Genomic DNA, 23367 nt, shown 5'->3' with positions numbered 1-23367 from the left:
AGGCCCTGTCAGCTGGCGGCCGGCTTGCGGCGCCCGCGCGCCGGCTTGGCCGTATCCTCGGCGGGGGAAGTGACAGGCTCAGCCGCCGGGGCCTCGGCCTTGGGCGCCTTCTTGGCGGAGGGCTTTTTGGCCGGCGCGGCGGCGGGAGCCGCCACCGAGGCGTCCGGCGCGTCGGGGTCGATGCCCAGGGCCGCCAGCAACGGCGTCAGCTGGGCCGCGAACGCCTTCCAGCGGCCCACGCTGCTGCGGAAGATGGGCTGGCGCACCTGGTTCAAGCTGGCCGTCCGGATGGTGCGCTGGGTCTTGTGGAAGTCCAGGCAGGCGGGGTCCCAGGCCAGGCCGCAGAACTCGACCAGGCGGCGGGCCTGGCCTTCCAGATCGTCCACCACGTCCTCGTACCGCACCTCGATGAAGCGGTCGGCGGGCAGCACGGCGCGCCAGTGGTCCATCAGCTGTTCATAGGCCCGGTAGAACTGGCCCAGTTCGGCCAAGTCGTAGGTGAACAGCTGTTCGCGCGTGAACAGCTTGGTGTAGCAGGACAGGCAGGTGTCCACCGGGTCGCGGCGCACGTGGATGATGCGGGCGTCCGGCAGGGCCAGGTTGATCAGGCCAGCGAACAGGAAGTTGGACGGCATCTTGTCCACCACCCTGCGACGGCCGCCGGCCAGGGGACGGATGAAGTCAAGATAGCGCTGGCCCAGGCCGCCGGTGATTTCCGGCGTCAGATGGCCAGCGATCTGGGGGTACGGGCCCAGCTGGTTCACCAGGTTGTTGAAGGCCGACAGCTCGCCGGCCGCGGCCACCTGGGGATGGCTGGCCAGGATCTGCTCGATCAGGGTGGTGCCGGAACGCGGCATGCCCAGCACGAACACCGCCTGGTCGCTGCCCGCCAGGCTGGACTTGGCCTTCTTGAAGGCGGCGGCCGGGAAGGCGGTGGCGATGTCGCCCATCCAGCGGCTGGTGGCGGCGGCGTCATAGGCGAAGGTGGCGCGCTTCTGGCGGTTGCCCTCGTTCAGGTAGCCGAAGGCGCGATCCGCGTCACCGATATCCATCCACGCCTTGCCCAGGGCGAAGTTCAGCGCGGTGCGGTCGGTCTGCGACTGTACGGGATCGGGGCCGTACAGCAGCGCTTCCATCTTGGTCACGGCCGGGTCGCCGGCCTGGAAGCGGTGCAGGTCGGACATGTTGAACCAGGCGGAGGCGGAACGCGGGAACTGCGCCACCACCTGCTCGAACGCGGCCTTGGCCTCGGCCTTGCTGCCGCGCTCCATCAGCAGGACGCCGCGGTTGATCAGGGCCTTTTCCGGGGCGAAGCCCAAAGTCTTGGACGCCTTGTCGAACGCGGCCAGCGCCTCGTCATGCTGGCCCAAGGCCTGCAGCACCTCACCCAGGACGTTCTGCGCCTCACCATTGTCGGCCTGAGAGGCCACGGCGCGGCGGGCGTCGGCCAACGCCTCCTCCAGCCGTTCGAGGTGGCGCAGCGCCGTGGCGCGCACGGTCAGGGCGCCGGCATGCAGCGGGGCGTAGCTCAGCAGCGCATCGATCCAGCGCAGCGCGTCCTCATTGCGGTTGCGGCCCAGTTCCACCGCCGCCGCGTTGATGTAGGCGTCCGACAGGCGCGGGTTCAGGTCGATGGCCTTGCGCGCCGCGGCCAGGGCCTCGTCCGGACGGCCCAGATCGTTCAGCAGATTGGCCAGGTTGCTCTGCGCCTCGGCATAGGCCGGGGCCAGGTTAAGGGCGTATTCGTAACGCTGGCGGGCCTGGTCCAGTCGGCCCATGCGCTTCAGCGTGTTGCCCAGGTTGTTGTGCGCCTCGGCATAGTTGGGCTGCAGCGCCACCACCCGTTCCAGGCAGGTCAGGCTGTCTTCCAGCTTGCCGGCCTCCTGCAGGATGATGCCCAGGTTGTTCCAGCCGGCCACCAAGGCGTTGTCCATGGTGACGGCGCGGCGTGCGGCCACCTCGGCCTCGGCCAGCAAACCGCGCTGGCGCAGCATTTCGCCCAGGTTGCTGAGATAGACGGCCGGCACCCGCGGCGCCTGGCAGGCGCGGCGCAGATGGTCGATGGCCAGGTCAAGGTTGCCGTAGGCGTGCGCCATGAGGCCCATCAGGTGCAGGGCGTCCGACTGCCCCGGCCACAGCGCCAGCACGTGCTGACACAACCGTTCGGCCTGGTCGGCCTGGCCGGCGTTCCAATGGGCGTGGGCCTGGCCCAGCGCCTGCTCAACGGTCATGGTGGTCTGCGGTTGAGTGTTCATGGCTTCACAGCGCTTTTCAGGAATGGGTCAGGGCGGGTGGCTTACGGGGTGCGCTTGGGCGGTGCCGGCAGGGCCTTCAGCGCCGCGGCCAGGCCGCTCAGCTGCACCGGGATGTCGACGGCGGCCTTGTCGCCATTGATATAACGCACCGCCAGGACTTTGCCGCCGGTGAAGTGGTCCAACACCTTGCCGTCCTCAAGGTCGGCCGCGGCGACGCACCCGCCCTGCTGGCAGGCGTCGAACGGCAGGGTCAACGGCTTGTCCTGGTCCACGACCAGGGTGATGCCCGGCTGCAGCAGCACGCCCAGGGGCGTCGCCAGGATAAGGCGCGGCTTGCCCTCGGGGCTGAGATAGCCCACGCGGACGTGCAGCATCATGACGTTCTGCGGCGTCGCGATGGCGAACTGTTCGACGTAGCAGATCTCGGCGCCGGCGTCGGTCTTGGCGCAGCTCTTGGACCACAGCGGGCCCGGCGCCTTCGTCACCTCGGGGCCCTTGCCGGCGGGGGCGGGAACGGCCGCGGGAACCGACGTCGCCGGCGGGGGCGCCTTCACCGGTTCCGCCGCCACGGTGGCGGTGGCCGCCCCGGTCAATGCCGTCAACACGCAGGCCGCCATCCCGACCAACGCCGCCCTCGCCACTCTGCTCATCTCGGTACTCCGGCCCCTGCAAGTATGCGGTCTATCCGCTTATAGAATGAAATGGCGGCCTCCCGCCACGTCCTAACTATCGCCCGCAGCCTATACGGAAGGGCGATAAGGGACTAACCAACAGGGCGATAACAACGTCAAGCTCTCAAAAGCTTTTTTTGCGTCATTTAGGGGCCGGGCGGCGGCGCCTGCGGTAGACCGGTGGAAATCCCCGGCGGACCTCTGATCAATTCTGATGAAAAATGCGTGGCTGTCTATAAAGGTCAGACCGCTTTTCACACTTCAGCCAAATCTGTGCCAAAACGACAATCAAGTGATTCGTTCACACCGGGGTTACATGCATCGGGCGTCGTCAGAACGTCCAAGTGGCGCGCAGGATGCCGGCGTGCGTCTGATAATCCCGGCGGTATTCCCCATTGTATTCCAGGCGCAGGCTGACACTGTCGCCCTGGCGCAGGGTGGCACCCAGGCCGACGGCGACGCCATCGGCGCTGACCTGGGCCGTGGTGCTGGCGAAGGCCACGCCGGCCAACACGCCCGTGGTGGCGACGGGACCGTTCAGGTAGTCGTGCACCCAGGCCACGCGCAGCTCCGGCATCAAGGCGCCCAGCCCCGTGTCGAGGCGCGTGGCCATCGTCGCCCCCACTTCCTGGGTGATGTTGCTGGTCACCAGCGCGTCCACCGCCAGGTTGGCCACGCCCGCGTCGTGTTCCTGATAGCCATGGTTGGTCAGCCGCACCGCCCGCAGGCTGTATTGCGGCGTCAGGGTGAAGGTCCCCGTCAAGGGCAGGTCGTAGCCCACCGTCACCTTGCCCAGGTACTGCTCGCCCCCATAATTGGCATTGGCGCGGGCCCCCAGGAAGTCGATCCAACGGCGCTGATCGTAATGGTTGTAACCGAAACTGACCTGGCCGGCGACGGACAGCCGCTGGTCGGCGATGTCCGGCCGCCAGACGCTGTAGGCCGTCAGCTGATAACTGCCCGCCCGCGTCAGGCTGTTCGCCGCCACCCCCTGGCCCACGGCGGCGCTGGTCAGCCAACTGAAGGCCAGGCCCGCCATCACGGTGTCGTCGGCATACCAGTCGGCGCCCAGGACCAGGCCGGCGCTGGAGGCGCGATAGCCCGCCGCGTCCGCGCTGTTGGCCCGCAAGGCGCCTCCACCCAGGATTTCCCCCCAGATGGCCCCCTGTCGACCGTCGGAACCCGCGGCGGCGCCCTCGGCGCCGCCATTTGGGCCAGCCATCAGGCTGGCCACCGTCTGCTGGTGCTGGCTGATGGCGCCGGTGGTGGGAGCGGTCATGGCCGGGGTCATCTGCGGTGTCGTCTGATTGGGCGCCAGTTGCGCCACCGCCATCCGCTGCGCCAGGGCCGACAGGCTGGACAAGGGCGTCAGCACCGCCGCCTGGAACGCCGCGGCCGCACCGCCGCCACTGGCGGCGATGGCATCCAAGGCGGCGCCCGCCCCCATGGCAGCGCCGCCCTGGGCCAAGCCCACAGCCGCGTAGCGGATGGTCGGGGGCGTAGGCGTGACGGTGCCGCCACCGGTGTTCCCCGTGCCGCCAGTCCCGTTATCCGTTCCGCCCGAACCGGTGCCCGTGCCGCCGCCGGTGCCCCCGCCCGTGTTCCCACTGGTATTACCGCCTGTATTACCACCGCTATTCCCGCCGGAATTGCCGCCCGTGGTGCCGGTGCTGGCGGTGTTCAGGGTCAGGACCAACTGGGTCTTGCCGCCACCGCCCACAGTGGAACTGGTCACCGTATACCCGGCGGCGGTGAGGACCAGGGTGCCGGTGCTGAGCCCTCCGCCGGCCGAGACGATGGTATAGCTGCCCGCCGCCAGCGCCCCGCCGCCGGTGGCCTTCAACGTCACCGAGCCACCTGCCAGGCTGGCGTTGCCGCTGATCATCAGGCTGCCGTAACTGCCGCCGGAGGCCACGCCGATCACCAGCCCGCCACCGGTCTGGCTATAGCTGCCGGTGATGTTGATGGCGCTGTTGACCAGCAGGGTGGCGCCACTATTCACGACGCCATGGCCGCCCACATCCAGATGGTCGTTCAGCAACAGGGTGCCGGAAATGAAGCGCACATCAGCCAGGCGGCTGGTGATGGACCCCGGGCGGCCACCGGCGCCCGTCAGCGTCCCCGGGGCGTCATCCGTGCCGCCGCTGATGGCCAGGGCGCTGGCCGACTGGTTCACGATGTCGCCGGCGATGACCCCGCTGTTGGCCAGGGTGCCCAGCGCGCCGGACGCCGCGATATAGAGGGCCGTGGCGCCACCCGCCGTGTTGGACAAGGTGCCGGTGACGACCAGGCTGTCCAGCTGGCCGCCGACATAGTCGTTGCCGGCCACGGCCAGCAGGTCGGCGCCGCTGCTGGCGCCGGTGGCGGACAGGCCGGCGACGCCGCTGATGACGGTGGCCCCGCCATAGCCGGACCCCGCCCCGCCGTGGATCAAGGTGACGCTGTCGCCCACCCGGTAATTGCCACCGGCACTCACCCCGGCGGAAACCACGCCGCCCGTGACCATGGCCGCGTCGCTGACGCTCAGCACGTGCCCGCCGGCCATCAGCGTGCCGGCCGCCTGGCTGTAGGCGCCGGTGATGGCCACGTCGCGGGACAAGGCGATATTGGCACCACCGTTGACCACCGTGTGGCCGGCGGCGTCGACGGCGTCGCCCAGGCTGAGGTCCCCGGCCGCGAAGACCAGGTTGCTGAGACTATTATGAAGGGTGCCACCGGCCAGCGTGCCCACGGCGCCATCGCTGCCGCCCGTGACCACCAGGTCGTTGGCGCTGGCGTTCACCACGTCGCCCAGGATGGTGCCGGTATTGGCCAAGGTGCCCAGGCTGCCGGCCGGCGTGATCATCACCGCCGTGGCGGCCGACAGCAGGCCACTGTTGGTCAGGGTGCCCAGGGTGCCGCCGATATAATCGCTGACCAGGGTCAGCACCAGGTCGGTCGCGGCCACGCCGCTGATCGTTCCCAGCGTGGCGGTGAAGCCGCTGACGGCGGCCGTCAGGCCCGTGGCGGTCAGGCTGCCCGCCGCGACTATGGTGTAGCTGTCGCCCACCAGCAGGTTGGACCCCGCCACGGCCGCCACCGCCACGGTGCCACCCGTCAGGCTGGCCGCCCCGCTGATCACCAACCGGCCCGCCACCGTGCCGCCGATGCCGGCCGTCAGCGTGCCGCCTGTTTGGGTGTAATTCCCCGTCACGCTCACAATGCTGGTCAACAGCACCGACGCCCCGCTGTTGACCAGCGTGTGCCCGGTCACGTCCACCACGTCGTTCAGCAGCAGGTTTCCCGAAGAGAGCACCACGTTGGCGCCAGTGCTGACGATGCGTCCCTGCGCGCCGGACAGGCCGGTCAGGGTGCCGATGGCGGCGCCCACTCCGCCGCTGATGTTGAGCGTGTTGGCCGAGGCGTTGACGATGCCACCGGCGATTACACCGCTGTTGACCAGGGCGCCCAGGCTGCCCGTCGCCGCGATGTAGACGGCGGTGGCGGCGGCCAGCGTGCCGGTGTTGCCCAGCGTGCCCTGGACGTCGCCGATATAATCGTTGGCCGCCACCGCCAGCAGATCGGTGCCACCGGTCTGTCCCGCCAAGGCAAGGCCGGTCACACCGCTGGTGACGGTAACGCCGGCATAGCGGGATCCAGTCCCGCCCTGGACCAGTGTACCCACCGTGGTCCCCGCCAGATAGCTGGCCACAGCGTTGGGCGACGCCATGACCGTGCCGCCACTGACCAGGGCGGTGTCGCCGACCACCAGCCGGGCGGCGGAGGTGGCCAGTTCCAGCCCGCCCCGCGCCTGGACATAAGCGCCGGTGACGCTGACGACGGTGTCCAGCACCACGGCGGCGCCGGTGTTGACCAGGGTATGGCCACTGACATCCACGCCATCGTTCAGCAGCAGACGGCCGCCGCCCAGCACCACATTGGCCAGCGTGCTGGACACCGTGGCCTGGCCGCCGTTTGTGCCGGTATAGGTGCCCAGGCTGGCACCGCCCGACAGCGTCAGGGCGTTCGCCGTCAGGTTCAGGATGTCGCCGATGACGGTGCCCTGGTTGGCCAGGCCGGCCAGGCTGGCGCCGCTGTTCAGCCGCAGGGCCGTGGGCCCGATGATGGTGCCGGTGTTGCTGATCGTCCCCGTGGTGCCTGACAGATCCAGCGCGAACCCCGTGCCGCTGATCAAGCCGCTGTTGGTCACCCGGCCCAGGCTGGCGGCGTTGGCGATGGCCTTGTAGCCGCTAATGGTGCCGCTGTTGTCCAGCAGGGCCAGGGTTCCCTGGCCGTTATAGATCGCCTCCCCCCGGCTGCTGGTCAGGGTGCCGCTGTTGCTGAGCGTGCCCACGGTGCCGGCGTTCACCAGGCCGTCGCTGCGCCCGATGATGGTGCCGCTGTTGATGACGCTGTCCAGCGTGCCGGCATTGTCCAGGCCGGTGAGCAGGGCGTAGATCGTGGCGCCATTGTCCACCTGGCCGATCCAGCCCCGGTTGGTCAGGCCGGCCTGGGTGCCGCCGCTGAGGGTGCCGGTGTTGACCAGGGTGGTGATGCTGCCGTCGTTCCACAGGCCCGCCTGGCCGGCGATCAGGCCACTGTTGTTGAACAGGCCGACGCCGCCCAGGGTGTGGACATAAAGGGCGGTGCTGGCGGCGTTGATGATGCCGGCATTGTCCAGGCGGCCGACAGTGCCCTGGTTCATCAGGGCGATGACGGGCCCCTCGATGGTGCCGGTGTTGCCCAGGCTGCCCATGGCGCCAATATTGACCACGCCGCCGGAAAAGCCGCTGATCAGCCCGCCGTTGAGGAGGGTGCCGATGCTGCCCACGTTCAACAGCGCATGCTGTCCGAAACCGATGCCGTCGCCGATTCGCCCCTGGTTCACCAGCGTGCCGATGCTGCCGCCATTGTAGAAGGCTGTGGAATTGGCGCTGAGGCCACCGCCGGCGGTGATGCTCAGGCTGGCGATGGTGCCCTCGTTGCGCACCGCCATTCCCGATCCCTGGATCGTGCCATTCTCGACCAGCGCGCCGATGCTGCCCTGGTTCAGCACACCAAATGTGCCGGTAAGGGTGCCGTCATTGGTCAGGGTGGCGATGGCGCCGGTGTTGGCGATCCCCGCGACGGTGCCGCCCGCCACGGTGGCCGTGCCCGTGACCAGCACGGCGCCCAGCGTTCCGGCGTTGGCATAGCCGATGGTGGCACCGGTGAGCGTGACGTCCTGCGCCCGCGCGGGTCCCGCCGCCACCGCGATGCCCACCGCCAGCAAGGATGACCCGCCCTTGAGCAACCGCGCCGCCGTGCCCGAATTAAGCCCCATCTGGCCCTCCCCGCCCTGATCTAGGCGCGCCCTTGAGCGGGCGCCGCCACTTTCAAGCGTGCCGGGGTTGGCCTTGGCCTGTGACCAAACGGTGACCAGCGGGCGGAAAACGGGGGGTGCTCAACAAATCTGTGTCTTTTCCATCACTTGCGCCTACCTGGGTATTTTGGACAGAAACGGATGGACAGGGCCCGCGGTCCCCCTTCAGAACCCCACGGCCGCCGCCGCCATCACCTGGGCGAAGGGACCGCCCAGCGTCAGGTTGTGGTGGTGGATGATGGCGCCCGCGGCCAGGGCCGGCGTATCGACCGTCGTGTGCGCGTCGCCGGCCAGCACGGCCTCGAACCCCAGGTCGCGGGCGGCGCGGCAGGAGGCGTCGACGCAATATTCCGTCTTCATGCCCGACAGCACCACGCGGCCGATGCCGTGGTCGCGCAGCAAGGCCGCCAGTTCAGTGCCGGCGAAGACGCTGGGCCGCGACTTCCGCACAACCAGGTCGCCGGCCTGGGGCGCCAGCTGTTCGACCAGCTGCCAGTCGGCGGAACCCGGGGCGGCGCGCGACCCTTCCGGGCCGTCATGCTGGACCAGGACCACCATGCCACCGGCCTTGCGGGCACGATCGGCCATGTCCTGGATGCGCACGACCACACCGGCGCCGCCATGGGGCGGCACGGGGCCATGCAGCAAGCCCACCTGCATGTCGAGGACGATGAGGGCGGAGGAGGAACGACGGGAGTGTTGGGGTCTCATGACGGGGCTCCGTTCGGGTCTTGGAACGGAGGCGCCTCTGGCCATCTCCCCCGTCCCGTTAGGGCGGGGGTTGCGGAACGACCTGGCTTTACGCCGACAAGCCCATCCCGCACCGCCCGCCGATGGCGGCGGTGGTTTTAGTGGTCAGGGCGGCCACGAGGATGGAAGACAGGGCGTTCATGACAGGCACCATGCCGGGGGCGGAGGCGCGGCGTCAAGCCCCCTTATCCAAAGCGCGCCACCAGTTCCGCCAGGCGGCGACAGTCGGTGCCCAGGCGCCGGTCGTTCAGGTTGGTGACGCCCAGCAGCAGGCCGGCCTGATTCGCGCCAGGAGCCGCGTGCCAGGGCGACAGCGGCACCGGCGCCATGCCGAAGGCCAAGGCCTGGTTGGCGATGGCGATGTCATTGGTGCCGGAAGGCAGCGACACCATCACTGATAGGCCGGCCGTGGTCCGCACCGGCAACAGGCCGTCAAGGGAGCGCAGCAGCGTCACCCGCCGGGCGGCGTATAGCCGCTTCATGCGGCGCAGGTGGCGCAAGTAGTGCCCTTCCGCCAGGAAGGCGGCGACCGCGCGCTGCACGGGGGCCGCCGGCGCCGGCGACAAGCAGGCCGCCACCTCGCCGAAACGGCCGATCAAGGATGTCGGCACCACCAGGAAGCCCAGGCGCAAGGCCGGACTGATGGTCTTGCTGAAGGTGCCGGCATGCAGCACCCGGGCGTCGCCGCCCGCCGCGTGGTCCACCGCCGCCAGGGCAGGCGCCGCCCGGCCGGCCAGCTGCAGCTCGCTGAGGTAATCATCTTCCAGCACCCAGGCGCCATTGCGGCGGGCCCAGTCCAGCAGGGCCACGCGGCGGGCCAACGACAGCGCCATGCCCAGGGGGGCCTGCTGCCCCGGCGTCACCACCGCCAGCGCGGCATCGGGACCGGTGCGGATGCCGGCGGCCACGTCCAGGCCCTCGCCATCCACCGGCACGGGCATGGGCCGCACCCCGGCCAGCGTCAGGGCGGTGCGGGTCAGGGGGAAGCCCGGTTCCTCCATCCACGCCGTCCGGCCTTCCAATCCCAGGGCGCGGACGGCCAGGTTGAGGGCCCCGGCATAGCCGTTGGTCACCAGAACCTGGCCTGGCGCGCACTGGATGCTGCGGGAAATGGCGAGGTAGGCGGCGATTTCCCGCCGCAATTCGGGATGGCCGCGCGGGTCGGGATAGCCCACCGGCGCCTGGGCCGCCGCGCGCGCCGCGCGCGCCAGGACGCGGGACCATTGGGTGTAGGGGAACGCGTCCTGCGCCGGCACGCCCATCTGGAAGGCCAGCGGCGTGCCCTCGAAATCATGGAAGAAACCCGGCATGGGCGGCGCTTCCGGCGGGGGTGGCGCGGTCGGGCCGTCGGGTGCGGGCCAGCGCGCCACCCGGGTACCGGCCGCGCCCATCCCCACCACCAGCTGTTCATCCATCAGCCGCTCATAAGCCACCCGTACGGTGCCGCGCGCCACGCCCAGACGGGCCGCCAGGTCGCGCCAGGACGGCAGCCGGGCGCCGGCGGCCAGCCGGCCACCCAGGATGGCCTGGCGCAGGGCGCCATGGATCTGGATGGCCAGCGGCGTCGCCGCCGCCCGGTCCAGAATGATGGAGAGGTCGGTGTCCATGGACCAACATGGTATAGTATTTTTGATAAGTCTTGGTTCTATTTCATGACCCATGGCGGGCGCATCCTTTGGTCATCGGGTCCCACCGACCACCCCCAGACCTTGTTGCGGAACGCGCAAGCGGGGCGAGGACGAAGGCGGCCCGGGCACTTTTCCGGCGGTCCAGCCACACCATCCGCAGCCAAAAGGAACCTGACCATGACCATGCGCCTCGACTACACCAACGCCTCCCCCGCTGGCATGAAGGCCCTGGGCGGTGTCTATGGCCACATCGCGCAAAGCGGCCTGCCCACCCAGCTGGTGGACCTGGTCTATCTGCGCGTCTCACAGATCAACGGCTGCGCCTACTGCCTGGACATGCATTCCCGCGACCTGCTGAAGGGCGGGCTGGACGTGGAGAAGCTGGTGCTGGTCCAGGCCTGGCACGAGGCGGGTGCGCTGTTCACGGTCCAGGAGCAGGCCGCCCTGCGCTGGGCCGAAACGGTGACCCGCGTGGCCGAAACCGCCGTGCCGGACGCGGAATTCCAAGCCGCCCGCGCCCAGTTCAGCGAGAAGGAACTGACGGACCTGACCATCGCCATCGGCCTGATGAACACCTATAACCGCATCGCCATCAGCTTCCGCGCCATGCCGGCCGCCGCCAAGGTCTGAGCGACGGCGCCTCCGATCCGTCCGCATGCCCGCAGCGCAAAACGGAGGCGCCCATTGCATCTTTTCGGCGATATAATACATTCATCCATGATGCATGATTTAGAGGCCGACTGATGGATGAAACGCTTATCGCCACCCTGGTATCCCGGTTCTATGCCCGGGTGCGTCGCGATGCCGACCTGGGTCCGGTGTTCAATCACGCCGTCAGCGACTGGGACCATCATCTGGAAACGCTGACCGCCTTTTGGTCGGCGCTGTTGCTGTCGCCGGAGCGCCACACCGGCCCACGCTACAAGGGCAACCCCATGGCGGCCCACCTGAAGCATCTGGAACGCATGTCCCCCGCCCTGTTCGACCGCTGGCTGGCCCTGTGGTCGCAAACCACGGCGGAGGTGCTGCCCCCCGACGCGGCGGCCGATGCCCTGGCCAAGGCCGCCCGCATCGCCACCAGCCTGCAGCTGGGCCTTTTCTACCGCCCGGCGGCCTGATCCCTCCCCCTTCCTCGGCCCGTTTCTTCGGCCCGCCCGAGGAAACTGATGGCGGCGACACCCCTTCCCGCCATCGGCGACCGGCCAGCCCCCATCCCGTCCCCGTGCGGGTGGGGGCTTTTTCGCGCACCGACCTGTAAGAAAATCTCCGCGCTCCGGACTACCTTGTCATCACCAGCGCCAAGGGACGGGTCATGGACGGCGGGCGGGACAGCCGGGACACGCGATATCAGCAGATGGCCGCCCAGTTCGGCCCAGCGCTGGAACGGCTGGCCCGGGCCTATGAGCGCGACCCCGACCTCGCGCGCGATCTGCTGCAGGATATCCACCTGGCCCTGTGGCGCAGCCTGGACGGCTTCGACGGGCGCGCCGCCTTGCGTACCTGGGTGTTTCGCGTGGCCCACAACACCGGCGCCACCCATGCCCTGCGCCAGCGCCGCTCCCGCCCCACAAGCCGGCCAGCCTGGAAGAACTGGCCGGCCTGCCCGCCGCCGACAATCCTGAACAAGCGGCCGACCGGCAAAAGACCCTGGACCGCCTGTACGACCTGGTCCGCCGGCTGAAGGCCCCGGACCAGCAGGTGATGCTGCTGTACCTGGAGGGTGAGGACGGGGCCGCCATCGGCGAGGTCACCGGCCTGTCGCCCGGCGCCGTCACCACCAAGATCCACCGCGCCAAGGCCGTCCTGGCCCGGCATTTCCAACCCGCACCCGCGCAGAAGGGAGGCCCGAAATGACGGCCGACCCAGCCGAAAGCCCCTCCAACAGCCTGCAATCCCTCTGGCAGAGCCAGGAACAGGAGATCCCACCCGTGACCCTTGAAGAAATCCGCGCCAAGGCCGCCGCCTTTGAACGCAAGATCCGCCGCCGCAACCTGCGGAAATACCTGGGCTCGGCCGTCGCGGCCGCCTGCTTCGCCTTCTACATCTGGCTGTTTCCCGGCTGGATGATCAAGCTGGGCAGCGCCCTCATCATCCTGGCCCTCGGCTGGACCATGTGGCGGTTGCGCCAGCGGGGCGATGCGCGGATACCCGGGGGGACGCCCGGACGGTGGTCGACGCCTACCGCGACGCCTTGGTCCGCCAGCACAAGGGGATGGCCGCCTTCTGGCGCCGCGACCTTCCCCTGTTCCTGCCGGGTATGGCCCTGATTTATGCCGGCCGCTATCTGCAGGATCATACCGGCGGGCGGCCGCTGGACCTGGACCACACCTTCATCGTCCTGGGTGGCGTCATCGGCCTGCTGATGCTGGTCATCGTCGTGCTGACCTCCCTGCTGGGCGCCGCCCGCCTGCAGAACCAGATCAACGACCTGGACCGGATGCTGAGGGGGTAGGATTAGGACGTTTCGATTCCAGCGTCAGCTCAATGCGCGCCCGCCCCGCCGCCGCTGGTCTTCCTCATCATCAGGGCCGCCAGCAGGGCCAGCACCAGGGCCGCGCCCATGAGGTAGAAGGCGTCACCGTAGGCCAGCAGGAAGGATTGCAGCTTCACCGACTTGCCGATGGCCTGCACCGCCTGGTTCCAGGCGAGGTCGGGGTCGACGCCGCCCACCGACAGGAAGCGCTCCTGCAGCTGCTGGATGCGGTCGGCCGTCGCCTCGCTGAAGCCGGTCACATGGGTGGTGATGACGGTGGAGTGGAACTGTTCCCGCTTGGTCAGAATGGTCTGCAGGCCGGCGATGCCGACGGAGCCGCCCAGGTTGCGCATCATGTTGAACAGGGCGGAGGCGGAGCCGGCGTTCTCCCGCTCGATGCCGCCGGTGGCCAGGGCCGACAGGGGTGTCATGACCAGGGACTGGCCGACGGCGCGGACCACGTTGGGCAGGATCAGCTGGTCGGCGGCGTAGTCCTTGGACAAATGGATGTTCAGGAAGCAGCTGGCGGCGAAGAGGACAAAGCCCACGCCCACCAGGATGCGGGCGTCGACCTTCTTCATCAGGAAGGGCACGAAGGGGATGATGAGCAACTGGGGAAAGCCGGTCCAGGCCAGCACCTCGCCCACCTGTTCCGAGTTGTAGCCCTGCATCTGCGACAGGTAACTGGGCAGCAGGAAGACGGAGCCATAGAGCGCCATGCCCAGGATGATGTTGCTGACGCTGCCCAGGCCGAAATTGCGCCGGGTCAGCAGGCGCAGGTTCAAGAGCGGGTTGGCCACCGTCAGCTCGATCCACAGGAAGGCGCCCAGCGACAGCACCGCCACCACCGACAGCTTCACGATGAAGGGGGAGCCGAACCAGTCGTCCTTGTTGCCTTCCTCAAGCACCGTCTGCAGGGCGGCCAGGCCGATGGCCAGGGTGGCGATGCCGGGCCAGTCGCCCGCCTTCAGCAGCGACAGTTTCATGGGCGCCGCCGGCAGGGTGGGGAACAGGGCCGCCAGCATGACGGCACCCGGCACCACGTTGACGTAGAAGATGTACTGCCACCCGTAGGTCTGGGTCAGGTAGCCGCCGATGGTGGGGCCGATGGCCGGCGCGAAGGTGGCGGATATGGCGAAAAGCGCCAGACCGATGGGCTGCTTGGAGCGCGGCAGCATGGTCAGCGTGATGGTGAAGGCCAGCGGGATCAGCACGCCGCCGAAGAAGCCCTGCAGGGCGCGCAGCAGGATCATCTGCTGCAGGTTGCCGGCGAAGGCGCAGGCCACCGACAGCACCAGGAACAGGGCCGTGTTGGCCAGCAGGTAGCGGCGCAGCGAAAAAACCGGCACCAGGAAGCCGGTCAGCGGGATGACCACGATCTCCGCCACCAGGTATGACGTGGAGATCCAGCCGCCATCGTCAATGCCGGCGCCGATGGCGCCCTGGATGTCGGGCAGGGAGGCGTTGGTGATCTGGATGTTCAGCACCGCCATGAAGGCGCCGATCATCGACCCCACCACCGCCAACCAGGTCTTGATGCCGACCGGCGGTTCAGCGGCGGGGGCGGTATGCGCTGCGTTTGCCATGACCCTTTACTCCGATACGAGCCCCAGGCCGCGACGGCGGCCCCGAGGGCGCGTTCACTCCTTGGTGTTGATGCTGGGTTCGACCGACATGCCGGGGCGCAGCTGCACGGCGCCCTTGCCGGCGGCGGCGTAGGCGTCCAGCGTGATCTTCACCGGCACGCGCTGGACGATTTTGGTGAAGTTGCCGGTGGCGTTGTCGGCCGGCAGCAGCGCGAACTTCAGCCCGCTGGCGGGGGAGATGCTGTCCACCCGGCCGTGGACGACCACGCCGGGATAGGTGTCGACGGCGATATCCACCGGCTGGCCCGGCTTCACGTTGGTCAGCTGCGTTTCCTTGAGGTTGGCCACGACATAGACCTGGTGCAGCGGCACCACCGCCATCAACTGCGTGCCGGCCTGGACATAGCGGCCGACGCGGACGGAGCGAGCGCCAACCACGCCGTCCACCGGGGCGGTGATGGTGGCGTAGCCCAGGTTCAGCTCCGCCTGGTGTTCCACGGCGCGGGCCTGGTCCACCTCCGTCTCCGCCGTGGCCTTCTGGGTCTTCAGCACGTCGACCTGCTGGCGGGCGGCGACCAGGCCGGCCTCGGCGGTGCTCACGTCCGCGTCGGCCTGGTGGCGCAGGGACGTGGCCTGCTGCGCCTTCTGGGTGCTGCCGGCGCCGGTGACCACCAGCTGGTTGAAGCGGTCACTGTCCTGGTCGGCGAAGGTGGCGGCCGCCTTGGCCGAAACCCGGCGGGCGGCCGCCTGGTCGATCAGCGCCTGCTGCAGGGTGATCTGCGCCTGGATGTTGGCCACCTTGGCCTCCGCCGTCCGGCGGGCGGCCCGGGCCTGGTCCAGCGCCGTGCGCAGGTCCTTGTCATCGATGACGGCCAGCGGCTGCCCCGCCTTCACCACCTGGTTGTCGTCCACCAGCACCTTGGCGATGTAGCCGGAGACGTGGGGCGCGATGGTGGAGGCATCGGCATCGACATAGGCGTCGTCGGTTTCCACCAGGAAGCGACCGGTACGCCAATAATCCAGACCGTAGTGGCCGGCCGCGGCCAGGGCGGCGATGCCGGCACCGGCCAGCAGGATACGCTTGACCAGACCGCCGGCGCGCGGGCCGGAGAGGATGGGGGAGGCGGCGGTATCAGTGATGTCGACCATGGAAATCTCCTGAGGGACCAGGGGGCCAAAGAGGGGGAAGCGTTGGGTTCAAATTTCGATACAATCTGGACCGTTTTGTAATTCGTGAGCAGCACCGCCTTAGAATACGAGACATGCCGTGCCGTAATGTCTCACCCCCCTCGCCCCGCCCCCAAATGGAGCCTATGGTGAAGTTTGAGAGCCGCAAAAACCCGAAGGCCCGGCCTATCGTCGAGGAGAATCCCCATGGCCCCCGTTGGTCGCCCCCGCAGCGACGCCAGCCACGCCGCCATCCTGAAGGCGACCTATGAGCTGCTGCAGGAAGAGGGGCTGGCGCGCCTGACCCTGGACAAGGTGGCCAGCCGCGCGGGCGCCTCACGCAGCACCCTCTATCGCTGGTGGCCCAGCCGGGGCGCCATCGCCATGGAGGCGACGCTGGACACCATCAATCGCGAGATGTCGCTGGAACCCAAGAGCGACAACGCGCTGGCGGAATACCGACGGCTGCTGAAGTCGGTGGCGAGGGCCATGCGGGGCAGCACCGGCGCCATCATGGCCGGCATCCTGGCGGAATGTCAGCGCGACCCGGAAACCCTGCGCCTGTTCAAGGAGAACCTGGTGGCGCCCCGCCGGGCGGAGGTGATCCCCTTGCTGGAGCGCGGCATCAAGGACGGGTCCATCCGGCCGGATGTGAAGCCGCACACCATCCTGGACATGACCTTCGGCGCCATCTACCACCAGTTGCTGCTGCACGTGCCCACCGAGGACGCGTGGATGGACGGCGTCATCGACATCCTGGTGCACGGCATCGCCGGCAAGCCGGCGGCCTGATCCGTTGATCAGCCCAGGCGCATGTAGCTGCCCATGTCGGCCCGGATGCCCCACTGCGCCAGGAAGGTGCCGGGGTTGAAGTCCTGGCGCCGATATTCCTCAGCCGCGCGGGCCTTGGCGGCGGCCATCGCCGCTTCACTCTCCCACTGCACCAGGGTGACGACGCCGTAGTCGCCGTCGTCCAGCCGCCATTCATAAAGACCATGCTGCAGGCAGCCGGGCTGGCCATGCAGGAAACCGTCGATGAAGCGGATGCGCTCGATAAAGGCGTCATGCGCCGCCGCCGGCACGGTGAACTTGTCGATACGGTAACGATGGCCGGCATCCGCACCCTGTGGCGCGGGGACGTGGGCGTTCATGGGGGCTGTCTCCAAAAGCATCGTCAAAAGCCCCTGCACGCTAAAACCTCAATATAAGATGAGGTCAAGCGGGAAAAATCGCGCCCCATGATTCAAGATAAATGCCATGTGACAACGTTGTCATGGCGTGTCATAGTCCGCTCCATAAGAAAATAGGGGAGCACCGGAACGTCATGACCATCGCCGCCACACCATCCGGCGCACACGGTGCCGCAAGCGCCCGAGCAACCAACCGCCTGCCGTCGCTGGACGTGCTGCGCGGCCTGGCCGTCGCCGGCATGATCCTGGTCGTCAGCCCGGGGGACTGGAACATGGCCTATGCGCCGCTGAAGCACGCGCCCTGGAACGGCTGGACCCTGGCGGATATGGTGTTCCCCACCTTCCTGTTCAGCGTGGGCCTGGCTATTTCCCTGTCCCTCACCGCGCTGGCGCGGGACAAGAGGGCGACGGCGGCCAAGATCACGCGGCGCGTCCTGGCGCTGATCTCCCTGGGGCTGGTGCTGAACGCCCTGCCGTATTTCGACCTGGCGCATCTGCGCCTGCCCGGCATCCTGCAGCGCATCGCCCTGTGCTACGCCCTGGCCGTCACGCTGTGCCTGGCGACCGCCAGGATTGGCCCGGACGGCCGCGCGATGGTGAACCAGCCGGCGTTGCTGGCCGCCATCGCCGTCATCCTGCTGGGCTATTGGGCCGCGCTGGCCTGGGTGCCGGTGCCCGGCATCGGCGCGGGGCATCTGGATCCCGGCGGCAGCCTGCCGTCCTGGATCGACCGGGGCGTGTTCACCGTGCCCCACCTGTGGCCCTACGGCACCGACGCGACGGGCGCCGTCGTTTATGATCCCGAAGGTCTGCTGTCCACCCTGCCCGCCATCGTCAACGTGCTGGTGGGGGTGCTGGCCGGTACGGCGCTGAAGGCATCGCAAAGCCGCCTGCCCCTGTTGGTCGCCGCCGTCCTGCTGATTGGGGCGGGCCTGACGCTGGACCCCGTGCTGGTCGTCAACAAACAAATCTGGACCAGCAGCTTCGCCCTGTTCAGCGGCGGCTTTTCCCTGGGTGTCCTGGCCATCCTGTCGGCGTTATTGGATCGGGGACCGGCGGCCCTGCCCCGGGCGCTGACCTTCCCCTTCCGCGTGCTGGGCGGCAACGCCATCCTGGCCTTCACCCTGTCGCAGATCCTGAGCGCCATCGGCGGCGTGCCCGTCATCGCCAGCGCCGACGGGGCCATCACCCCGCAGGCCTGGGGCGATCGCTTGGCGAAGGCGGTCATCGACGACCCCTACCTGGCGTCCTTCGCCTGCGCGCTGGGCATCCTGGGCCTGGTGGTGCTGGCGCTGCTGCCCCTGCACCGCCGGGGCCTGCATGTCCGGCTTTAAGCCGTCGCCGCGCTCTTGGTCTCCAGCAGCTTGACCAGGGCCAGCAGGGCGGCGTTGGCGGGGGTGGGGATGCCCAGGGCCGCCCCCTGGCGCACAACGTGCCCGTTCAGGTAATCGATCTCGCTACGCTTGCCCCGCGCCAGATCCTGGGCGGTGGAGGAGAATTGGTTGGGCATGCCCGCGGCCAGGGCCATGACCCGGTCCAGGATGTCGTCCGCCACGGCGATGTCGCGGGCGCGCGCCACAGCCACGGCCTCCGCCACCACGTCGGCCATGACGGCGCGCACCTCGGGCACCGTCACCATGGTGCCGTAGCTCACCTGCGCCACCGCCGACACGGCATTGTAGGCGCAGTTGATGATCAGCTTGTCCCACAGGGCGGCGATGACGCCGGCCGACACGGTGGCGGGAATGCCGGCCGCCCGCAGCACCTTGGCCACCCGCTCGCCGTCCGGCCCGGTGCCCAGGATCAGGTCGCCCCGGCCGTGGTGGCGGACATGGGCGGGCCCCGCCATGTCGGTCGCGACATAGACCACCACCGGCACCACCGGCCGGCCCAGCACGGCGGCCAGCCGTTCGGCGTTATCGACGCCGTTCTGCATCGCCAACACCACGGCACCCGGCTTCAGGTGGGGCAGCATGCCGCGGCCCGCCGCTTCGGTATCCGCCGACTTCACGCAGAACAGCACAATGTCGGCCTCGGCCAGCGCCTCCGGCCCTGGGGCGGCGGCCAGGGCGACCGGCCCGTCGAAGCCGTCCTTCATCTGCAGCCGCAGGCCGCCCGCGCGCACCGCGTCCACCAGGGCCGGCCGGCCCACCAAAGTGACGGCATGACCGGCGCGAGCCAGCAGGCCTCCGAAAAAGCAGCCGACCGCGCCGGCCCCCATGACACCGATGTTCATCCTGCGTGTCTCCCGTATGGCGCGCGGCTTTCGCTACGCGGCGTTGCGGTCAAGGTGCGGGGGGAGGCGGGGCGGCGCAACGGCCCATCGCTCATCCCTCCCCCGCCGTTGGCGCATCGGGCGGAGGGGCGCCCGCCCTTCACCACATCCATCGGCCGGGATATCCTTCCCCACACGGTTCCCCGCCACACCCCAGCACGACCCGGCGGCGGTGGCGGAGGACGGACGGGAGTAGCGGCGGCCTCACCGAAGCCGGGAATATCACGTGCCCGGGCCGCAGCAAAATCCCCTACCCGCCGTCCATCCCCACCCCCTATAACGGACCTCCCCACCCCAGCGCCGGAGGCTCGTTCCCATGTCCCGCACCAGGAAAGCCGTGGCGTTGCGCCATGTGGCGTTCGAAGATCTGGGCCTGCTGGCGCCCGTTCTGGCCGAGGGCGGCTGGACCGTCGATTACCGCGAGGCGCCGGCGGACGACTTGGCCGACCCGGTCCTCGCCGACGCCGACCTGCTGGTGGTGCTGGGCGGGCCTATCGGGGTGTACGAGGACGCGGAGCACCCCTTCCTGACCCAGGAGATCGCGCTGCTGGAGCGGCGGCTGGCGGCCGGACGGCCGGTGCTGGGCATCTGCCTGGGCGCCCAGCTGATGGCCCGCGCCCTGGGCGCGAAGGTCTATGCCGGCCATGCCAAGGAGATCGGCTGGGGTGCCCTGGACCTGACCGAGGCCGGGCGGGCCTCCTGCCTGGCGCCGCTGGGGGAACCGGAGGCGCGGGTGCTGCACTGGCATGGCGACACCTTCGACCTGCCGCAGGGCGCCGTCCGTCTGGCCAGTAACGGCCTATACCCAAACCAGGCCTACAGCCACGGCACAAACGCCCTGGCCCTGCAGTTCCATATCGAGGCCGATCCGGCGCGGTTGAACCTGTGGTATGTCGGCCACGCGGCGGAACTGTCGGCCGCCCGCCTGTCGGTGCCGGAGCTGCGCGCGGCCGGATCTGTGATGGCCGCCCGCGCCGCCGACCAGGCGAAGCGTATATTCACCCCCTGGCTGGCGCGGCTGGACTGACGCCCGCGCCGTTTCCGTTTTCCTGAGGATACCTTCCATGTTCCAAGCCCGCACCAGCGACACCCCGCGCGACAAGGCCACGCTGTACAGCGACCTGGCGCTGGACCTGACCGGCCTGTTGACCGACGAGCGCGACGCCATCGCCAACGCCGCCAACCTGTCGGCCCTGCTGTTCACCACCCTGCCCGACCTGAACTGGGCGGGGTTCTACTTCATGCGCAACACCGCCCCAAAGACCCCCAATGGGGGCAATCTCGGCGGCACGCGGGAGCTGGTGCTGGGCCCGTTCCAGGGCAAGCCGGCTTGCGTGCGCATCGCCGTGGGCCGGGGCGTCTGCGGCACCGCCGTGGAACGGCGCCAGTCCGTGCTGGTGGAGGACGTGCACGCCTTCCCCGGCCATATAGCCTGCGACGCGGCCAGCCGGTCGGAACTGGTGGTGCCGCTGATCCTGGACGGCCAAGTGCTGGGCGTCATCGACCTGGACAGCCCCAGCCCCGCCCGCTTCGACGCCGCGGACCAGGCCGGCATCGAGGCGTTGGCCAAGCTGTTCGTGACCGGCAGCGACTGGCCTTTGTAAGTTCGCTTCAGGCGCCAGCGGGCCGTCCGGCCCTCGGCTATCCTCGCGGCCGCCCTGCGGTGCTCGCTCCGGCGGACGCCGTCGCGTCCTAGCCAGCTTACGCTGGCTATTAGCGCGGTAGGGTTTGCGCCAGCACAACGATGAGGGGCCAGGGGACCTTCATCCTGGGCAGGATCCGCCGGGTTCGGCGCTCCAGTCTGGAGGGTTTCCCCATGGCCACCGCGCCCCGCCCTTATGCCGGCCCCATGTCCTGGATCCGCTGGCTTGGCACATTCATGAGATGCTGTTCGGCTTCGTCATGGCGGGCGTAGCCGGCTTCATCCTGCAACTGGACCGGCCGGCCTGCCACTGTCGCTGCTGGCCCTGTCGGCCCTGCTGTGGATCGCCGCCTTCGCCTTGTTCGCCGCCCACCACCTGCCGAACTGGTGGCGGCCGCGACTGGCCAACTGACCACCACCGTGGCACGAGCCTGCCGGCACAGCCCCCTCCGGACTTTGCCGGCAATGGCTTTCAGCACCACATTTTTCAAGACTCCGCCCCTCAACGTTTGTATATTCTGAACTATCCTGAAGAATCAGATGGGTATGCGTGCGTGGTTTGCAAAATATGACATTATGACGCGGCGCATTGGCGTTAAATTATTGTCTTTTTTGCAATATATTATTTACCATTCCCTGTAGCGTCGACCGCGTGACTCCATAGTCCGTATTCGAAAGAAATGCCATGCACAATACACGACATGAGGAGTTATCGAGACGCCACAATCCGGACACAATCGCGCTCATAAAATTGATGTCTGATCAGGGATTTCCTATTTACAGAATAGCTGATGCCTTGAACATGAGTCCAAGTTATTTGTCGATATTGATAAATTGGTACTTTCCCGAGCTTTCCAGCAGAAATATCGATCTGAGGATATATCAGCACGAAACGATCGAATCGCTGCTGCGCGCCGGTGAAAGCGTACCGTCGATCGCGACCATTCTGGGCAAGAGTCAGCACACCATCCGGCAATACATATATAGGAATATCCGGGGATTTGGCGGAACCAGCAAGCTGGCGCCGGAGACCATCGCCCATATCGGCAAACTGTATGGCCAGGGCCACAAACCGGCCCACATCAGCCGGGTGACCGGTGTTTCGGAATATTATGTCCGCAACGCCATCGGCCAGTACTTCCCCACCCTGCAGCCGCGCAATCCCGTCATCCTGAAGGAGCGGATCCGCAAAATTGGGGAAATGCTGGACGCCGGCCAGTCCTACAAGGCCATCGCCGCCGCGCTGGGCACCAGCACCGGCAACGTCCACTCGCTGATCTTCCGCTATTTTCCCAGTCGGCGTAACGAACCGCGGGGCGGGAAGTACATCGCCAAATGAGCGACGCCCCGGCTGGCATCCACGGCAGCCGGGACGCCCGACCTCAATGATAGCCCGCGTCCGCCTTCACCTTGCCGCGGAAGACCCAATAGGACCAGCCGCTGTACAGCAGGATGATGGGCAGCAGGAACAGCGTACCCACCAGCAGGAAGGCCTGGGTGCTTTCCGAACTGGCGGCGTCCCATAGCGAATATCTGTGGGGCACGATGTTGGGCCACAGGCTGATGGCCAGGCCCAGGTAGGCGGTGATGAACAGGCCGACGCCGTAGACGAAGGGCCAGGCGTGATGGTCACGGCCCAGGCTGCGCCAGGTGGCCCAGGCCAGCACCGCGCTGGCGAGGGGCACCGGCGCCAGGAAGACGATGTTGGGCCAGGTGAACCAGCGCCGGGCGATGTCGGGTTCCGCATACGGCGTCCACAGGCTGACGATGCCGATGCCAACCAGCACCAGGATCAGCGCCCGCCGCCCCTGCACCCGCGCCCAGTCCTGCAGTTCCCCTTCCGTCTTCAGGATCAGCCAGCCGGCGCCCAGCAGGGTGTACCCCGCCATCAGGGCCACGCCTGTCATAACGGAAAAGGGCGTCAGCCAATCGAAGGAACCGCCGGTGAACTGCCGCCCCTCCACCTGGAAACCCTGGATGAAGGCGCCCAGCACCGTACCTTGGGCGAAGGTGGCGACGGCGGAACCGTAGGCGAAGGCGTTGTCCCAGAAGCCCCGGTGCTCCTTGTCCTTGAAGCGGAACTCAAAGGCCACGCCACGGAAGATGAGGGCCAGCAGCATCAGCAGCACGGGGAAATACAAGGCCGGGATGATGATGGCGAAGGCCAGGGGAAAGGCCGCCAGCAGGGCCAAGCCGCCGAGGATCAGCCAAGTCTCGTTACCGTCCCAGATGGGGGCGATGGAGTTCATGATGATGCCGCGCGACGTGCTGTCGGGGTTCAGGCCGTAAAGCATGCCCACGCCCAGGTCGAACCCATCCAGCAGCACGTAGAAGAAGACGCCGGCGCCCAGGATCACCGTCCAGACGCCGACCAGATCGAGCATGGGGC

22 protein-coding genes are annotated in these 23367 nt (G+C 68.3%); 12 read left to right on the top strand and 10 right to left on the bottom strand.

What is annotated here, in order from left to right:
• Nucleotides 1-8 precede the first annotated feature (8 nt).
• From UAA55_RS08590 to pdxR, 5 genes are all read right to left on the bottom strand, one after another.
• Nucleotides 9-2255, bottom strand: coding sequence for a tetratricopeptide repeat-containing sulfotransferase family protein (locus tag UAA55_RS08590; protein WP_322952270.1), 2247 nt, complete (start codon nt 2253-2255; stop codon nt 9-11).
• Between the two features lie 41 nt (nt 2256-2296).
• Nucleotides 2297-2905: an invasion associated locus B family protein gene (locus UAA55_RS08585; protein WP_322952269.1), complete on the bottom strand. Its 609-nt coding sequence runs from the start codon at nt 2903-2905 to the stop codon at nt 2297-2299.
• A gap of 352 nt (nt 2906-3257) precedes the next feature.
• Nucleotides 3258-8228: a beta strand repeat-containing protein gene (locus UAA55_RS08580; RefSeq protein WP_322952268.1), complete on the bottom strand. Its 4971-nt coding sequence runs from the start codon at nt 8226-8228 to the stop codon at nt 3258-3260.
• 204 nt (nt 8229-8432) lie between these two features.
• On the bottom strand, nt 8433-8978 hold the full coding sequence (locus UAA55_RS08575) for a cysteine hydrolase family protein (protein WP_322952267.1): 546 nt from the start codon (nt 8976-8978) through the stop codon (nt 8433-8435).
• A 224-nt stretch (nt 8979-9202) separates the two neighbouring features.
• The gene (pdxR, locus tag UAA55_RS08570; RefSeq protein WP_322952266.1) at nt 9203-10624 is read right to left on the bottom strand and encodes a MocR-like pyridoxine biosynthesis transcription factor PdxR; all 1422 of its coding nucleotides are present in this window, start codon (nt 10622-10624) and stop codon (nt 9203-9205) included.
• Nucleotides 10625-10822: 198 nt separating this feature from the next.
• Here pdxR and UAA55_RS08565 point away from each other — a divergent pair, with 198 nt between their 5' ends.
• The 6 genes from UAA55_RS08565 (at nt 10823) to UAA55_RS08540 (ending at nt 13097) form a co-directional block, all read left to right on the top strand.
• Entirely contained in the window at nt 10823-11275 is a 453-nt protein-coding gene (locus UAA55_RS08565) for a carboxymuconolactone decarboxylase family protein (RefSeq protein WP_322952265.1), read from the top strand.
• Nucleotides 11276-11388: 113 nt separating this feature from the next.
• On the top strand, nt 11389-11763 hold the full coding sequence (locus UAA55_RS08560) for a group III truncated hemoglobin (protein ID WP_322952264.1): 375 nt from the start codon (nt 11389-11391) through the stop codon (nt 11761-11763).
• Nucleotides 11764-11957: 194 nt separating this feature from the next.
• Nucleotides 11958-12326: an RNA polymerase sigma factor gene (locus UAA55_RS08555; protein WP_322952263.1), complete on the top strand. Its 369-nt coding sequence runs from the start codon at nt 11958-11960 to the stop codon at nt 12324-12326.
• A gap of 20 nt (nt 12327-12346) precedes the next feature.
• Nucleotides 12347-12499, top strand: a complete 153-nt coding sequence (locus UAA55_RS08550) for a sigma factor-like helix-turn-helix DNA-binding protein (RefSeq protein WP_322952262.1) — start codon at nt 12347-12349, stop codon at nt 12497-12499.
• Nucleotides 12496-12912, top strand: a complete 417-nt coding sequence (locus tag UAA55_RS08545) for a hypothetical protein (RefSeq protein WP_322952261.1) — start codon at nt 12496-12498, stop codon at nt 12910-12912. Before UAA55_RS08550 ends, UAA55_RS08545 begins: the two co-directional genes overlap by 4 nt.
• Nucleotides 12903-13097 carry a hypothetical protein gene (locus UAA55_RS08540; RefSeq protein WP_322952260.1) on the top strand — a complete coding sequence of 65 codons (195 nt, stop codon included), beginning with the start codon at nt 12903-12905 and terminating at the stop codon, nt 13095-13097. The genes UAA55_RS08545 and UAA55_RS08540 overlap by 10 nt, the downstream gene beginning before the upstream one ends.
• Before the next feature lie 29 nt (nt 13098-13126).
• Here the strand turns inward: UAA55_RS08540 and UAA55_RS08535 are convergent, their stop codons facing one another.
• A complete protein-coding gene (locus UAA55_RS08535; protein ID WP_322952259.1) occupies nt 13127-14704 on the bottom strand; it encodes an MDR family MFS transporter in 1578 nt (525 codons plus the stop codon).
• Nucleotides 14705-14758: 54 nt separating this feature from the next.
• Entirely contained in the window at nt 14759-15853 is a 1095-nt protein-coding gene (locus UAA55_RS08530) for an HlyD family secretion protein (protein WP_322952258.1), read from the bottom strand.
• A gap of 225 nt (nt 15854-16078) precedes the next feature.
• Here UAA55_RS08530 and UAA55_RS08525 point away from each other — a divergent pair, with 225 nt between their 5' ends.
• On the top strand, nt 16079-16663 hold the full coding sequence (locus tag UAA55_RS08525) for a TetR/AcrR family transcriptional regulator (RefSeq protein WP_322952257.1): 585 nt from the start codon (nt 16079-16081) through the stop codon (nt 16661-16663).
• Nucleotides 16664-16671: 8 nt separating this feature from the next.
• Here the strand turns inward: UAA55_RS08525 and UAA55_RS08520 are convergent, their stop codons facing one another.
• Nucleotides 16672-17022, bottom strand: a complete 351-nt coding sequence (locus tag UAA55_RS08520) for an antibiotic biosynthesis monooxygenase (protein WP_322952256.1) — start codon at nt 17020-17022, stop codon at nt 16672-16674.
• Between the two features lie 173 nt (nt 17023-17195).
• Here UAA55_RS08520 and UAA55_RS08515 point away from each other — a divergent pair, with 173 nt between their 5' ends.
• A complete protein-coding gene (locus tag UAA55_RS08515; RefSeq protein WP_322952255.1) occupies nt 17196-18395 on the top strand; it encodes an acyltransferase family protein in 1200 nt (399 codons plus the stop codon).
• Here the strand turns inward: UAA55_RS08515 and UAA55_RS08510 are convergent.
• On the bottom strand, nt 18392-19297 hold the full coding sequence (locus UAA55_RS08510) for a ketopantoate reductase family protein (RefSeq protein WP_322952254.1): 906 nt from the start codon (nt 19295-19297) through the stop codon (nt 18392-18394). The genes UAA55_RS08515 and UAA55_RS08510 overlap by 4 nt on opposite strands.
• A 355-nt stretch (nt 19298-19652) precedes the next feature.
• Between UAA55_RS08510 and UAA55_RS08505 the strand changes: the two genes are divergently transcribed.
• The 4 genes from UAA55_RS08505 to UAA55_RS08490 all read left to right on the top strand — a co-directional run bounded on the left by UAA55_RS08505 (nt 19653) and on the right by UAA55_RS08490 (nt 22317).
• The gene (locus tag UAA55_RS08505; protein WP_322952253.1) at nt 19653-20363 is read left to right on the top strand and encodes a glutamine amidotransferase; all 711 of its coding nucleotides are present in this window, start codon (nt 19653-19655) and stop codon (nt 20361-20363) included.
• 37 nt (nt 20364-20400) lie between these two features.
• On the top strand, nt 20401-20940 hold the full coding sequence (locus UAA55_RS08500) for a GAF domain-containing protein (RefSeq protein ID WP_322952252.1): 540 nt from the start codon (nt 20401-20403) through the stop codon (nt 20938-20940).
• Nucleotides 20941-21064: 124 nt separating this feature from the next.
• Nucleotides 21065-21550, top strand: a complete 486-nt coding sequence (locus tag UAA55_RS08495) for an NnrS family protein (protein ID WP_322952251.1) — start codon at nt 21065-21067, stop codon at nt 21548-21550.
• Nucleotides 21551-21732: 182 nt separating this feature from the next.
• Nucleotides 21733-22317, top strand: a complete 585-nt coding sequence (locus UAA55_RS08490; RefSeq protein ID WP_322952250.1) for an RNA polymerase sigma factor — start codon at nt 21733-21735, stop codon at nt 22315-22317.
• 43 nt (nt 22318-22360) lie between these two features.
• Here UAA55_RS08490 and cydB read toward each other — a convergent pair whose 3' ends face one another.
• Entirely contained in the window at nt 22361-23362 is a 1002-nt protein-coding gene (gene cydB, locus UAA55_RS08485; RefSeq protein WP_322952249.1) for a cytochrome d ubiquinol oxidase subunit II, read from the bottom strand.
• Nucleotides 23363-23367: the final 5 nt, after the last annotated feature.

The organism is Nitrospirillum guanabarense (assembly GCF_034653355.1).
Classification (GTDB): Bacteria; Pseudomonadota; Alphaproteobacteria; order Azospirillales; family Azospirillaceae; genus Nitrospirillum.
This window is presented reverse-complemented; position numbering and strand designations above follow the sequence as displayed.